Here is a 13,326-nt window from a genome sequence, read left to right on the forward strand (position 1 = left end):
GCAAGAGAATGTCCACGCTAAGATAGTTGGAGGCGGACAAGAGAGCCTGGTGGACTGCCTACCCTCGATGCGAGCGTCAGATCCGCAATCCTCGGTCGCTCCCTAATCGCTTCCAGATCAATAGGGCGGTGAGTCGATAGTAATACCGGGTGGCGTCGGAATGGTCTTTCAGGTGCTGAGTGAGAAACCAGCGCACATGCTTGAGCTGCCAGTTCCAGGGATTATCGCGTTGCCATCGCTGTTGAATGGCCGCTTGCATGACTCGTGCTTGACGTAGGTGACGTTGCTGCGTGGCCTTCGAACCGGTCAATACGCCGCTCAGGAACAGCGTCATATCGAAGGGTTTGCTCATGTTCTCCCGCCAATGTAGGCCGACACCACATCGATCCGGTTATGCCCGAGCTCTAGGCTGATTTGTTGGCGCGCCTGTTGATCAAGTTCACGGTCAATGCGATAGCACTGGCCGCCATTGACCGGTGCGGCGTGGCCCGTGAGCTGCTCGTACCGTTCGCAGGCGTAGGCTGCGCGCAGTTCATGAAAACCCTTCAGTCCGTATGCATGCAGCGTTTCGCGGGCGGGGAGCACGGTTTGGTGCAGAAATATGGCGTAGCTTTCGTCTCGGGCTAGCAAGTTGCGGCTGCCGGTCGGCGATGCCTGACGAACCAACTGCATGGCCGCTTTCACTGCTTCATTGGCCACGACCCATCGCGGCGCTGATGAGCCTGAACGGCCGCCTTTGGTGCCGTCTTGGATGTTGATGCGGCCTAAGCGTTCGGCTTCGCGGTGTAAGCGTGGCAGGTCAGCCAGGATCGCTTCGCGCAGGCGCATGCCGGTTGCTCGAGCTAAAAGGACTATGGCGGCCACCCGATCGTGTTGCAGTTCGCCAAGCAGCTCAGCCAGTCGCCGCACTTGTTGGTGATCTTGGCCATCCGGCGCGCGAGTGCGTACGCTCGAGCGCCGCTGTCCCAAAGCCTGACTCGGGCTGGCGATTCTCACATCCTGATCACCGCGCAGCGCAGCAAGGGTGCGGTTGACGCTGCTCAGGCGGTTCTGCGCGGTGGCGATGCAGAGTGCATCTTGCTGGATCTGATGGCGCAGATACTCGGTGTAGTCTTGTAGCGTCTGTCTATTGATCTGGCGCGCATCGTTGTAACCGGGGCCGTGGTCTGACCGGCACCAGCGTACAAAGGCTTGCCAGCGATCGCTATGCGCTTTGACTGTGGCGAAGTGGCCGCCGCCAAACAGATCTTCCAGTGCCTGCCGCCCGGCATAGCTCAGTTGGCGACCGTAGCCAAAGTTGCGACCGTCACGCCGACCGACCAGTGCCATTGTCTTCACCTTGAACGTTGGTTTGTAGAAACCGCAGCAGGACTTTCCAGTGGGCGCTGACGCTGTCCAACTGTCCCCAGTGTGCTGGGCGGAAGAAAAGGGCATTTTCGCTGTGCAGCAGCAGAGCCCCTTCCTCTTGCAACTGCTCGATGAGCTGAGCCAGGTCGATGGGCTCAGGTGTTGCACTGGCGACAGCGGCGACACTGGCGACAACCCCTGTCGTATCTGGAATGGCACGTGGCGACAAAGTGGGGGCGGTTGTGGCGACACACCGTAGCTCAGTCGGTGAGCGATGTTGCGCTTGGTAGCGGCGCACGGCGTCATTGAGGCGGAACATGGCGCACCTCGAACATCTTTCCGTCGGTTTTCAGCCACCGATGATCAATCAATACCACCAGCAACGCGGCGGTGTGTGGGGTGCTTTTACGGGCAAAGCGAGGACCGTTGCGTGTGAGGTCGCGGATGTTGAACGGAGGCCAATTCTTCTGTACCAACCAGCGCAACAGGCAATCTGCCTCTGCGCGAAGCTTATTCAGCGGTTCCTGTTCAGTCAGTCGTTGGGTCTCGGCCAGGTAGTAATCCATCAACGTAGAGGCGCGCTGAATGTGCACCTCTTCCAACACAGTCGATTCCTCAACCAGCGCCATCACACCAGCCATGCGTAGAACGTTCGCGGCGGCTTTGCCCGCAGCAGCCTGCACATTGACCAGCTCGCCGAACTCCCCTGACTCGCATTCAATGGTGTCGTGAATGGCAATCCAGGCCTCGCGAGCGCGGGGGCTCAACTCCAGGGTTGCAGGGTTGAGGCCGCCGTCTTTATGACGTGACCAAGGCTTCTGCATCAACGCGGCAATGCGCTGCTGGTACAGGTGCACCTTTGGATCTCGGGTCAGGTCAATGGCTTTATACAGCCGCTGTCCAACCAGACGCTCTGGCCAACTGATCAGACAGCGTCCCAGGATGCCCTGGTCTCTGATATCAGCGTCCTGCAGCAAGCGGTCTGCCAGGCGGGGTTGAAGCATCAAGTGCATGCTGAGTCGGCGATCATAGGCGCGCAGACTTTCCCCAGCCATCGCGCGCGATCGATCAATCGGGCTACCGTCCCACAGCGTCGACAAGTGAGTGATCGCCTTGATCATGTTGTCCTTGCTCATGGTGCTGCCGCCCAAAAACTGTCCGCCCTCATCGCTGAACAGCCCCATGCTGGGCAAGCCGTGGCACAGGCTTTTGACCAGGCCCTCAATGGTCGGCTCAGCAGTGAGCAGTCTTGGTTGGACAGGTTCAGGTTGCGCGTCCAGCGCTAGCTGTGCTGACTTTTTCGAGGTCGGTGACTTCGCGGTGAGGCTCATTGCAGCTCGGTGCGCATTGAGCTGTTCGCCATAGGCGATCCACTGCTGTCTTTCCCAGTCCCGTACGGCCTGCAGCGCAATATGGTCCACCGCACTTTTGCGGTCACCTGAGCAAGCCACCGTCAGCAAGTACAGCGACAACGGATAGATTCGGCCATCGAGGTGAACATTGGCGTGCGCCTGGCTCGCCAAAGCTGCTGTGGCCAGCACGGATTGCGCGGCCATGGCGCAGGGCACGCCGATCACATCGGCCATGCGTTCCACGGCAGGCCCCAATAGATCGCCCAGCGCCTCGACCGGGTAGGGTAGGGGCCTAATCTGCTGTTCCAACAAGGGGCGTGGTGGCCCTTGTACTTCGCGCAGTTGCATAGCCGTCCTCCATAAATTACCAATCTCTCCCCCACGTCATCCCGCCAAGAATGCTGAGTGTTATCAGGGATCAAGGCCCCTGCGACCTGTGAGGGTGTCCACTGACGCGGGACTGGCGGCTCTTTACGACCAGGAGCAAGGGCATCTCATGATCTGGCCTCCTGAGCACCGTTACCGGTGGGCGGGTGGAGGCTGCACTGGCTGACGAGACCAGCGCCGCGAGATCCTGAGCCACAAGCAAGCAGCAATGCGATGACCGGGGCATGCCTGACTGTCAGTTAGGTGCAGTCCATTCCTTGGGCTGCGGCACCATCATCTACAGCGCTGTTGCTGGTGACATCGGCGTTTGTCACGCCGATTGTCACGAGGGGGATTGCCGCAAAGCCATGTGCGATCGGGGCTGCAGCAGTGTCAGGAGCGCCCGTCTCTTTTCTGGAAAAAGAGACGGGCGAACGGTTGGCGCAAAACGTTGGCCGAGCAGGTTCGTTGCTGCAGGGCTAAAGGGTTAGCGGGCAGCCGCACTAGGCGGATTGTTTAGAGGGCGTCCATCATTCTGGCGAATGACCGTGCGAGCCTCCGGGCGCGAATCGCACTTTGGGATGAACCACCGGGTTAGCGGCATGACCTTGAAGGCTCTGGTCATCTGGGGTGCTGCCTAAGGCAGCGCTTTGAATCTTCGTTCTATCGGTCACCGCGGCACGGGTCAATTGGTGAAGGGCACATGGAAATGCGCCAGATTCCACCTCTGGCGTGCTTTGGAAGTCGGTGGGAGTCAGTGGCAAAGTGGCCGTTTGTCGCTTTTCTAGTGTTAGCCCGTGAGCATGGGGATGCGAAGCCTCCCCATGCTCACGGGCTTAGCCGGAGAAACCAAAATCGAGGCGAGTTGGCGACTGTCGCCATCCGTTCAGACGGCAAAGATGTAGATGGCACGGGGTCTGTCGCCAGTGTCGCCGTTGTCGCCGCCCTATCGGATGGGTATTACGTTCCGATCCCTGGCCACATTCATCGCGCTGGCTGAGAGATTGCCCGTCGACGCCTTCAGAATGTGCTCGCTCCACCAAGCCATCATCGGCCGCCGTCGCTCGATGTAGTCGGCTCGATTGTAGGCACTGCGCACCTCATCCTTGTCGACGTGCGCCAACGCCACTTCGATGAGCTCCGGGTCCCACCCATGTTCATTCAATATGGTGCTGGCCATCGAGCGCATGCCGTGGCTGACCAAGCGGTCCTGGAAGCCCATGCGTTTCAATGCCATGTTGGCGGTCTGGCTATTGGCATGAGTACGAGGGTTTCGGTCTGCCGGGAAGACGTATTCCCGATGACCACTGTGGGACTTCAGTATCTCCAGCAATGACATGGCTTGATCGCTCAACGGGATGCTGTGCGGGCGGCGCTTCTTCATCCGCTCCGGTGGGATAGTCCAGACTCGCCTTTCAAAGTCGATGTCTACCCAGCGAGTAGTTGCCGCCTCGGCGGGGCGAGTCATCGTGTGCAACTGCCACTCGATCAGGCAGCGGGTCGTGCGCTTGATACTGGCATTCGCTATTTCCAGCATGAGCTCAGGAAGCTCCTCGGGTGGTAGCGCCGCCATATTTTCTTTCTTCGGTTTCTTGAATACCGCCCGAATCCCGCTGAGCGGGTTCGCGAAAATCATTCCCGAATTGACCCCGTAGGTCATGATCTCGTTGAGGCGCTGGCTAAGCCGCTTCACCGTTTCCAAGCTGCCTTTGGCTTCGATAGGGCGAAGGATCTTTATCACCATCGGTGCGCTGACTTCCGAGATCGGAGTCGATTTCATGCTCGGGAAAACGTGCAGAGTGAGTGAGCGCCAGATGTCCTCGGCATAGGCCGGCGTAACAGAGTCCTTTTTCAGCTCGAACCAGGCGCTAGCTACTTTCTCGAACGTATGTTCCGTCTCGGCTAGCTTGGCCTGCGCGAGATCATTGCGCTGAGCTTTTGGGTCGATCCCCTGCGCAAGTACTTCCCTAGCCTCAACCGCTTTCCGCCGAGCTTGCGCCAGAGAGACCTCAGGGTAGGAGCCGAGCGCCATGTTGATTCGATTTTTGGTGACCGGATGCCTGTAGTTGAAATTCCACTGCATCGAGCGATTGACCCGGACTCGGAGCTGGAGGCCGTCGCCGTCCGTGAGGACATAGTCTTTGTCTTTGGGCTTGACCGTCTTGAGCTGGCGGTCGGAGAGGCGAGCTGTTTGAGCGCACATGGGAGAAGCTCCATGACACCTTTTGGTATTCCCAAGATTAGCCCCAGGTAGGCTGGAATACCACTGGGAATACCGGGATGGCTGGAACTCAAAAAACCGTTGTGGCCCTCAAAAGAGCAGTAAACCCTTGATTTCACTGACTTCCAGGCACAAAAAAAGACGTCCGTGGACGTCTTTGATTGATCATTTGGTGGAGCCGGGGGGATTTGAACCCCCGTCCGCCAGTACTCCGCTGTCGGTACTACATGCTTAGCCGTGTCTACTGAGTTAATCCGCAGCCGCCCGACGGGCAGGGTGCTTTGGACGAGTTGGGTAAGTTTTAGTCGCTTTGCCCCCAACGTGCTACACGACGATCCTGTTCTGTATGACAATCATTTCGGGTTTACAGGCATCCCCTGATGATTGCTGGAGCCGAAGCTACCAGGAGAGCGGGCTCAGCTGCTTACGCAGCGAGAGCGTAACCCTCGTAGTTTTCGTCATTGGCAACTATAGAAAGTTGCAACAGTGGATTTACGAGTTCTGTTACCAACTCGGCATGCACCTAGAGTTTCGCTACCGGCGTCGAATCCTGATCGGCCCCACACTAGCTCTAAGCTAACGCACCATACGGCACGTGAGGCGCAGTATACGCCATTGCGCGGGCGACGTCGACAGCCGGTCCGGCCGCCCGCTGCTGGGCTCATACGCCGCTGCCTTTCTCGGTTTTCTCCAGGCGCTCCAGCACTTTGCTGGTGATGGCGATGCATTCCTTGGTGTCGCCCGAAGCCTGGGCGGCCTTGGCTTTGTCGACGTGTTCGGTGATGGCTTTGTCCAGGCCTTCGGAGGTGGCGCCGGCTGTGGCCATGCTGTCGTTGATCTTCTGCAGGTTGGCAGCGCAGAGGTCTTCGGCGGCGAACACGGGGGAGGCCAGGAGGGTGGCCGCTGCGAAAAGGGCGGAAAGCGCAGTACCTTTCATGGGTGTCTCCTTTGAAGGCCTCGGGAAGGTGGGCCTGTAGGGTGGACTGCATCGCTTTGACGAGAGTTCCATCGGGTGCTGGCTTGGCGATGCGAGGGTGAGTGGTGGGGTGCGGCGGGCAGCTGCGCTGACTTCGCTTTGGCCGATAATGGGGCTGCTGTGCAGCCCATCGCAGGCTGCGCCAGCTCCCACGGGTTGGTGGGGTTGTGGAGGTTTGCCGGGAGATAGCGCAGCCGGCAGGTCCTCAACGAGATTTGCTCATCCCAAGCTCCAGATCATCAATCAGCGCTTTGGCCATCTCGCTGAGAATCCGCGCCGCGCTGCCAGCCTTGCGGTCATTTTCCATTTCAGCTTCGGTGGTCAGGTGGCGGATGCAGCCGAGCAGCACTGACAGTTGGCTGAAGGCATGGTCGAAGGGCACGCCGGGTTGCAGGCGAAACAGGTCGAAGGTTTCTTCTCCGGCGGTGGTCACGATTTTCAGTTCGTCGTTCATTCGATCAGCCCTGGCGTTGTGCGTTGGAGAGGCCAGCCAAGGCATGTTCGATCAGGGCCATCGAGGTCTCTGACGCATGCGCGGCGTTGCTGAGCATATTCAAGCCAGGTTCGCCGGCGTGGGTGCGGCAGTGTTCGTCGATGGTTTCGGCGACGCCGCGCAATAGTTCGCTGGCATGGGCCAGGGCATCGGGCGGGGGCATGTCGCTGTGGATGGAGAAGTAAGGGTTGGCGACTAGCTTGAGGCGGGGTGGGTCGGGGACGATCTTTTTCATGGTGCTGTTCCCAGTTTGATCTCAACAGGAGCTGCCAGCTCGATCCTTCTCACGGGATTGGGGTGGCAGCCATGCGCGGGGTGAGAAACCGGTAAACATGGGAAATCCGGCCAGACCGAGGTCTGCCCGCGCAGGGCCGCCATTGCGAGGCTGCTGTCATGTTTACGGGGTTCTCACACCCCATCGTTCGAAAACGACCCAGGGAAACTAGCCCCGATGCGCATGGGCAACAACAGCGAAACGGCAGTACGGGCCGTAGGATAATTCCCAAAGCATTCAATTCAGAAGCATTTGGTTGCAGGTTGGGAAATGTCTTACGGCAAGAGGGTGTGGGCGAGGGCTTTGCCCTCGATTCGCGGGGCAAGCCCGCTCCCACAGGGGGCAAGCTTTTAGAGTTTAAGCAGGACAGTTCTCTCCAAAAGGACCGCGCGGGTTAGTGAGTGCGCGGTCGAGTCACGCGGTCTACCAGGTAAACCAGCCCGTGGTAGTCGATGCCACTGTGGCTGGACAACCCGATTTCGCAGGTGCGGCTGGTGGAAATGCCTTCGCTGCAATACTGCACCGCATCCTTCAGGCTGCGCAGCGAGTGGGCATTGAGCTCGGGCGTGGTAAAGCCCTTGTCGCCTGCAAACCCACAACAATGAATGCCTTCGGGAATCACCACCTGTTTGCTGCAACGCCGGGCCAAATCAATCAGCGCCTGGCTCTCCCCTAAGTGCTGGGTGCTACACGTTACGTGAACAGCCACTGGCGCTTCTTGCGGTGTGAACTCCAGCTTGTCCACCAAATGTGTGCGGATGAAGCGCACCGGGTCGTACAGGTCAAGCCGGGTTTCGCCCAGGTCTTGCACCAGGCGCAAGGTGCACGGGCTGGTGTCGCAGTAGATGGGGTCGAGGCCGCCGCGGCTGGCGTGCAGCAGCGCATTGATCAGTTCCTGGCGCTTGTGCTCGGCCTGTTCGGGGTAGCCTTTGGAGGCGAACGGCTGGCCGCAGCAGAGGCTGTCGGCGTTGTCCGGGAAAATCACCTGGTAGCCGGCTTTCTCAAGCAAAGCGCGGGTTTTGTCGAGCAGCGAACTTTGCTCGTGGTCGCTGTAGGCCGGGCCCATCACGCGGGACACGCAGGCGGCCAGGTACACCACCCGGGGGCGGGCGTCGCTGCTGGCGGGGCCGAAGTTCAGGCTGCGCAAGGGCTGCGGCATGGCGGGGGTCCACTGCGGCAGGCGGCCTTTACTGGCTTTGCTCAAGGCGGACGTGAGGCGACTCAGGCGTGGGGCGCCGAGCAGCTTGCGGGCCGTGTTGGCAGCGGTAAGGGTCAGGCGGGCGCCGCCCAGCGCGGTATGGAAATGCTCGGCCAGCCAGTCGGCGGTCTTCACATGCTCGGCGGCCTGGCTGCGCAACTTCTTCACCAGCTCACCGGTGTTGATGCCAACCGGGCAGCGCTGGGCGCACAGGCCGGTGGCGGCGCAGGTGTCGATGCCCTGGTACTGGTAGGTTTGCAGCAGTTCTCGGGTGTCGACGCCCGCACGCTTTTTGGCCTGAATATCGCGCCACATGACGATGCGCTGGCGGGGGCTCAGGGTCAGCCCCTTGGACGGGCACACCGGCTCGCAGAAGCCGCACTCGATGCACTTGTCGACGATCTCGTCGGCCGCAGGCAGTGGCTTGAGGTGCTTGAGGTGAATGTCTGGGTCTTCGCTCAGCACCACATCGGGGTTGAGGATGCCGTTGGGGTCGAGCAGGCGTTTGAGGGCCCACATCAACTGGTAGGCATCCTGGCCCCACTCCAGTTCGACGAAGGGCGCCATGTTGCGGCCAGTGCCGTGCTCGGCCTTCAGCGAGCCGCCGAACTCCACCGCCACCAGCTGTGCCACGTCATCCATGAAGGCCTGGTAGCGCGCCACTTCCTCGGCGCTGTTAAAGCCCTGGGTGAAGACGAAGTGCAGGTTGCCTTCCAGGGCATGGCCGAAAATGATCGCTTCGTCGTAGTGGTGCTTGTCGAACAGCTGGATCAGGCGGTTGACGCCTTCGGCCAGTTGCTCGATGGGGAAGGTCACGTCTTCGATGATCACGGTGGTGCCGGTCTGGCGCACGGCGCCGACGGCGGGGAAGGTGTCCTTGCGGATTTTCCACAGCTGGTTGTACACCGCAGGGTCTTCGCTGAAGTCGACCTGTTGCTCCAGCGGGAACTCGGCGATGGAGGCCATCACCTGTTGCAGTTGTTCGTGCAGCAGGCTCTGGCTGGCAGCGCGACACTCGATGAGCAGCGCGCAGGCGTTATCTGACAGGTCTTTTACCCACAGCGGCATACCTGGCATGTTCTGCACCGAGCGCAGGCTGCGGCGGTCGAGCAGTTCGACGGCAGAAACAGGCTGGCGCTTGAGCACGGTCACCGCGCGGCAGCAGCTTTCCACGCTGGGGAACACCAGCAGGGCGCTGGCTTTGTGCGGGTGGTCCGGTACGGTGTCGTAGGTGACGGCGCTGATGAAGCCCAGGGTGCCTTCGGAGCCGACCAGCAGGTGCTGCAGGATATCCAGCGGTTGGTCGTAGTCCACCAGCGCATTCAGCGACAGACCTGTGGTGTTTTTCAGCCGGTACTTGTGGCGAATGCGGTCGGCCAGTTCGGTGTTGGCGCGGGTTTCCCGGCCAAGGCGGGCCAGTGCTTCGAGTAGGCCGGCGTGGCTTTTCTCAAAGGCTGCGATGCTGGCGGGGTCTTCGCTGTCCAGGCGCGTGCCGTCGGCCAGCACCAGGCGCATGCCGGCCAAGGTGTGGTAGGTGTTCTGGGCCGTGCCGCAGCACATGCCACTGGCGTTGTTGGCGACGATGCCGCCGATCTTGCAGGCGTTGATCGAGGCCGGGTCTGGGCCGATCTTGCGGCCAAAAGGCGCCAGCCAGGCGTTGGCCTGGGCGCCGATGACGCCGGGTTGCAGGCGGATCTGCTCGCCCTGGCCGCGGATTTCACGACCGTTCCAATTATCGCCAAGAACGATCAGCACCGAGTCGCTGATGGCCTGGCCCGACAGGCTGGTGCCCGCCGCGCGGAAGGTGACCGGCACGCGTTCGCGCTGGGCCAGGTGCAGCAGGCCGACCACTTCGTCCTCCGACTCGACGCGCACTACCAGCTTGGGGATAAGTCGGTAGAAGCTGGCATCGGTGCCGAAGGCCAGGGTGGAGGTCGGGTCGTCGAAACGGCGTTCGGCGGGAATCAGGCGCTCGGCATCACGCAGGAACGCGGCGGGCAGGCTCATGCAGTCTCCTCGCGGGGCCACGGCATCTGGCGCGCCGTGTACCCCGGTAATCAGGCGGTGTTTCGTGCAGGCGTCAGGCGCCCAGTTCGCGAACCAGCGAGTCGCGGGTGATTTCGCTGATCGACTTGGCGCCGGTGAGCACCATGGCCACGCGCATTTCCTTCTCGAACAGTTCGAGCAGGTTCTTCACCCCAGCCTGGCCATGGACGGCGAGGGCGTAGAGGAAGGCGCGGCCGATCAATACAGTGTCGGCGCCCAGGGCGATCATGCGTACCACGTCCAGGCCGCTGCGGATGCCCGAGTCGGCGAGAATCTTCAGGTCGCCTTTGACGGCGTCGGCAATTGCCGGCAGGGCGCGGGCGCTGGACAGCACGCCGTCTAGCTGGCGGCCGCCGTGGTTGGAGACGACGATGCCGTCGGCGCCGAACTTGACCGCGTCGCGGGCGTCGTCGGCGTCGAGAATGCCCTTGATGATCATCGGGCCGTCCCAGAACTCACGAATCCACTCGAGGTCTTTCCACGAAATCGACGGGTCGAAGTTGTTGCCCAGCCAGCCGATGTAGTCGGCAAGGCCGGTGGGGTTGCCACGGTATTTGGAAATGTTGCCCAAGTCGTGCGGGCGGCCCATCACGCCAACATCCCACGCCCATTCGGGGTGGGTCATGGCTTGGAGCACGCGGCGCAGCGGGCCGTTGCTGCCGCTCATGCCGGAATGGGCATCGCGATAGCGGGCGCCAGGCACCGGCATGTCGACGGTGAACACCAGGGTCTTGACCCCAGCGGCCTTGGCTCGCTCCAGGGCGTTGCGCATGAAGCCACGGTCTTTGAGTACGTACAGCTGGAACCACATCGGCCGGTCGATGGCCGGGGCCACTTCTTCGATCGGGCACACCGACACCGTCGACATGGTGAAGGGAATACCGTGGGCCGCTGCAGCGCGTGCCGCCTGAACTTCACCGCGACGCGCGTACATGCCGGTCAGGCCAACCGGGGCCAGGGCCACGGGCATGCTCAGGGTTTCGTCGAACAGCTTGGTTTGAAGGCTCAGCTCGGACATGTTCTTCAGCACGCGCTGACGCAGGGCGATGCTGGCCAGGTCCGAGACGTTGTGGCGCAGGGTGTGCTCGGCGTAGGCGCCGCCGTCGGCGTAGTGGAAGAGGAAGGGGGGCAGCTTGCGTTGGGCCGCGGCGCGATAGTCGGTGGAGGCGGAAATGATCATGGATTCTCGCAGCGTGGGTTGAAGGAGTTGCCGGGCGCGCCATGGCGCCCGGCCCCTTTCACTTTAGTGATGAACCAGCATGCCGGTCAGCCAATAGGCCTGGATCAGGGTGATCAGGCCGACGATGGTGGCGAAGAACAGGCTGTGCTTGACGGTGAAGCGGAACAGGTCGGATTCCTTGCCGACCAGGCCGGTAGCGGCGCAGGCCACGGCGATCGACTGCGGCGAGATCATCTTGCCGGTGACGCCGCCGCTGGTGTTGGCGGCCACCAGCAGGGTGTCGTTGACCCCGATCTGGTGCGCGGTGGTGGCCTGCAGCGAGCTGAACAGGGCGTTGGACGAGGTGTCGGAGCCGGTCAGGAACACGCCCAGCCAGCCGAGGAACGGCGAGAAGAACGGGAACGCAGCGCCGGTGCCAGCCAGGACCAGGGCCATGGTCGAGGACATGCCCGAGTAGTTGGTGACGAAGGCGAAGGCCAGCACCATGCCAATCGACAGGATCGGCCAGCGCAGTTCCCAGAAGGTTTCCTTGAAAGTGGTCAGACCAGTTTTGAGGTTGATCTTGAGCACCGCCATGGAGATCAGCGCCGAGAGGAAGATCGCAGTGCCGGTAGCGGAGATCGGGTCGAGCTTGAACACGGCCGGCATCGCGGTGGCGGTGGTGACGATCGGCGCGGTCTTGATCACCAGCTGGTCAAGGTGCGGGATGGCGAAGTTGAAGACGAAGTTGTACATCGAGCCGCCAGCGGCGAAGGCGGCCTTGAACGGCTTCAGGGTCCAGATGGTGACCAGCACGGTGAGGATCAGGAACGGCGACCAGGCCTTGAAGATTTCACCCAGGCTGTAAGGCGAAGGCTGGCTGCCACCGCCGCTGACCACGGCGGCGCCGACGCTGCCTTGGGCCTGCGCGAACGAACGCTTGGGTTGCCAGACTTTCAGGAACAGGGTCAGGGCGATCAGGCTGGCCAGTGCCGAGGTGATGTCCGGCAGCTCTGGGCCGATGAAGTTCGAGGTGAAGTACTGGGTGACGGCAAAGCTCAGGCCGGCGACCAGGGCTGCGGGCCAGGTTTCCTTCACGCCGCGCAGGCCATCCATCATGAACACCAGCCAGAACGGTACGAACAGCGACAGCAAGGGCAGCTGGCGGCCTGTCATCGCGCCGATGTGGAAGGCGTCGATGCCGGTGACTTGGCCGGCAACGATGATCGGGATACCCAGGGCGCCGAAGGCGACCGGCGCGGTGTTGGCGATCAGGCACAGGCCTGCGGCGTACAGCGGGTTGAAGCCCAGGCCCACCAGCAGCGCGGCAGTAATGGCCACGGGGGCGCCGAAGCCGGCCGCGCCTTCGAGGAAGGCACCGAAGCAGAAGCCGATCAGCAGCACTTGCAGGCGCTGGTCGTCGGTAATCGACAGCACCGAGCTGCGGATAACCTCGAACTGGCCGCTCTTGACCGTGAGTTTGTACAGGAACACCGCGGCAACGATGATCCAGGCAATTGGCCAGAGGCCGTAGAGGAAGCCGTAGCCGGCGGCCGCGAAGGCCATGTCGGCAGGCATCTGGAAGGCGAAGATCGCCACCAGGATCGACAGTGCAAGGGTGATGCTGCCAGCGACGTGGCCTTTGAGGCGGAAGACGGCGAGGGCAAGGAAGAAGAACACGATAGGGATGACCGCCGCCAGTGCGGACAGGCCAAGACTACCAAGCGGGGTATAGAGTTGTTGCCAGGTTTGCATATGGGGTGGCCCCTAATTGTTGTTGGTCAGGCACTGGCATTGGATAATTGGTAAGACCAATTTACAATGGCTGGGCGCTAGGTTAAAAGCGCTGTTGTGGGTGTGTCAATTTGTCCGAGGCAAAACTTTGGTCGTGTGC

Annotated in this window: 11 protein-coding genes and 1 other RNA gene; all 12 read right to left on the reverse strand. The window is 61.4% G+C overall.

The window, feature by feature from the left end; genetic code table 11:
* Positions 1-76 precede the first annotated feature (76 nt).
* Positions 77-352, reverse strand: a complete 276-nt coding sequence (locus PspTeo4_RS25025; RefSeq protein ID WP_322366426.1) for a hypothetical protein — start codon at positions 350-352, stop codon at positions 77-79.
* On the reverse strand, positions 349-1,329 hold the full coding sequence (locus PspTeo4_RS25030) for an integrase domain-containing protein (RefSeq protein ID WP_125857373.1): 981 nt from the start codon (positions 1,327-1,329) through the stop codon (positions 349-351). Before PspTeo4_RS25030 ends, PspTeo4_RS25025 begins: the two co-directional genes overlap by 4 nt.
* Positions 1,307-1,666, reverse strand: coding sequence for a hypothetical protein (locus PspTeo4_RS25035; protein WP_125857375.1), 360 nt, complete (start codon positions 1,664-1,666; stop codon positions 1,307-1,309). The genes PspTeo4_RS25030 and PspTeo4_RS25035 overlap by 23 nt, the downstream gene beginning before the upstream one ends.
* Positions 1,650-3,047: a YfjI family protein gene (locus PspTeo4_RS25040; RefSeq protein WP_125857377.1), complete on the reverse strand. Its 1,398-nt coding sequence runs from the start codon at positions 3,045-3,047 to the stop codon at positions 1,650-1,652. Before PspTeo4_RS25040 ends, PspTeo4_RS25035 begins: the two co-directional genes overlap by 17 nt.
* 964 nt (positions 3,048-4,011) lie before the next feature.
* Positions 4,012-5,268: an integrase domain-containing protein gene (locus tag PspTeo4_RS25045; RefSeq protein WP_125857378.1), complete on the reverse strand. Its 1,257-nt coding sequence runs from the start codon at positions 5,266-5,268 to the stop codon at positions 4,012-4,014.
* Positions 5,269-5,456: 188 nt separating this feature from the next.
* Positions 5,457-5,848: a transfer-messenger RNA gene (gene ssrA / locus PspTeo4_RS25050) on the reverse strand.
* A gap of 99 nt (positions 5,849-5,947) precedes the next feature.
* Positions 5,948-6,223, reverse strand: a complete 276-nt coding sequence (locus PspTeo4_RS25055) for a hypothetical protein (protein ID WP_322366427.1) — start codon at positions 6,221-6,223, stop codon at positions 5,948-5,950.
* A gap of 244 nt (positions 6,224-6,467) precedes the next feature.
* Positions 6,468-6,716 carry a DUF3077 domain-containing protein gene (locus tag PspTeo4_RS25060; protein ID WP_322366428.1) on the reverse strand — a complete coding sequence of 83 codons (249 nt, stop codon included), beginning with the start codon at positions 6,714-6,716 and terminating at the stop codon, positions 6,468-6,470.
* A gap of 4 nt (positions 6,717-6,720) precedes the next feature.
* Positions 6,721-6,990 (reverse strand): hypothetical protein, encoded by a 270-nt coding sequence (locus PspTeo4_RS25065; RefSeq protein WP_322366429.1) that lies wholly within the window; start codon positions 6,988-6,990, stop codon positions 6,721-6,723.
* 433 nt (positions 6,991-7,423) lie between these two features.
* Complete coding sequence (locus tag PspTeo4_RS25070; protein ID WP_322366430.1) at positions 7,424-10,234, reverse strand: FAD-binding and (Fe-S)-binding domain-containing protein; 2,811 nt, start codon at positions 10,232-10,234, stop codon at positions 7,424-7,426.
* Positions 10,235-10,307: 73 nt separating this feature from the next.
* On the reverse strand, positions 10,308-11,453 hold the full coding sequence (gene lldD, locus PspTeo4_RS25075) for an FMN-dependent L-lactate dehydrogenase LldD (RefSeq protein ID WP_322366431.1): 1,146 nt from the start codon (positions 11,451-11,453) through the stop codon (positions 10,308-10,310).
* A 63-nt stretch (positions 11,454-11,516) separates the two neighbouring features.
* On the reverse strand, positions 11,517-13,187 hold the full coding sequence (locus PspTeo4_RS25080) for a lactate permease LctP family transporter (protein WP_322366432.1): 1,671 nt from the start codon (positions 13,185-13,187) through the stop codon (positions 11,517-11,519).
* Positions 13,188-13,326 lie beyond the last annotated feature (139 nt).

The organism is Pseudomonas sp. Teo4 (assembly GCF_034387475.1).
GTDB lineage: Bacteria > Pseudomonadota > Gammaproteobacteria > Pseudomonadales > Pseudomonadaceae > Aquipseudomonas.